The sequence below is a fragment of the Halopseudomonas pachastrellae genome, assembly GCF_900114765.1.
GTDB lineage: Bacteria > Pseudomonadota > Gammaproteobacteria > Pseudomonadales > Pseudomonadaceae > Halopseudomonas > Halopseudomonas pachastrellae.
The window spans coordinates 1-1,382 of sequence record NZ_FOUD01000052.1; the positions used below are offsets into that span (position 1 = coordinate 1).

Consider the following 1,382-nt stretch of genomic DNA (forward strand, 5'->3'; position numbering starts at 1 on the left):
GCAATGACGTTACTCAGCAGCTCGGAGAATTTCTTTTCTTGAGCGACGTTGGTGGAGAATCGACTTTTGATTTCCCCTTCCAGCAGGCGCTCAAGCAGTTCTACCGCGAGGTTCTTCTCGGGGAGGCTGCGCACTTCAGCAAGGAAGTCGTCATCGAGCAAACCGATGTTCGGTTTATCCAGGCCAACAGCCGCAAACACGTCCACCACATCACCCGTCACAACCGCATTGCCGATGATCTGGCGGATTGCCAACTCACGCTCTTCGTCGGTCTTTTTCTTCGCGCTGATATCACGCTTGGTCAGCAGAACTTTGATTGCCTGGAAGAACGCAACCTCCTCCCGCTCTGCCTTCGCCTCATCCAGCGTGCAGCACAGGCTAAACGCCTTACTCATCGCCAGTGCGTTGTCAGCAAAGCGCTTCTTGCCATCCTCAAGGCCAAGGATATGGTTCGCCGCACCAGCCAACAGCTTGTGGCCGCCATTCAGATAGTCGCTGTAATCAAAGCCGTGCAGCATGCCACGCAAGATATCCATCTTCTCGGCCAGCAGCGAATAGGCTTCATGAGCGTCGACAGTAGGCCGCCCGCGCCCCTTGCTTGCGGTGTACTCCTTCAGCGCCGACTTGAGTTCATTGGCGATGCCAATGTAGTCGACCACCAGTCCGCCCTGCTTATCCTTGAACACCCGATTGACGCGCGCAATCGCCTGCATCAGGTTGTGCCCCTTCATCGGCTTGTCGACGTAGAGCGTGTGCACACAGGGTGCATCGAAGCCGGTCAGCCACATGTCACGGACGATCACAATCTGCAGCGGATCTTTCGGGTCTTTGAAGCGTTTCTCCAGCCGTTTCTTCACCTGCCCAGAGTAGATATGCGGCCGGAGCAACGCTTTATCAGATGCGCTGCCAGTCATCACTACTTTGATGGCGCCCTTCTCCGGGTCCTCGTCATGCCAATCAGGACGCAGCGCGATGATTTCGTTGTAGAGGTGCACACAGATCTCACGACTCATGGTGACGACCATGGCCTTGCCCTGCTGCGCTTGATTGCGTTCCTCGAAATGCTGAATCAGATCTGCCGCAATACTCTTGATGCGTGGCTCTGCACCCACCACCTTTTCCAGCGCGGCCCAACGCGACTTGAGCCGTGACTGCTGATCCTCTTCTTCATCCTCAGCCAGCTCATCGACCTGATCATCGATGTGCGGCATATCACTGTCTTTCAGCGCCAGCTTGGCCAAGCGGGACTCATAGTAGATAGCAACCGTTGCACCATCTTCCTTTGCCTGCTGCATGTCGTAGACGTGAATGTAGTCGCCAAATACCGCGCGCGTATCTCGGTCCTCACTGGAAACCGGGGTGCCGGTGAACGCCACGAAGGT

General features: G+C 56.0%; 1 protein-coding gene. It reads right to left on the reverse strand.

The annotated features are described in order from the left end of the window. A partial coding sequence (locus BM116_RS18560) for a type I restriction endonuclease subunit R (protein WP_139222389.1) occupies nucleotides 1-1,382 on the reverse strand: 1,382 nt, incomplete at both ends.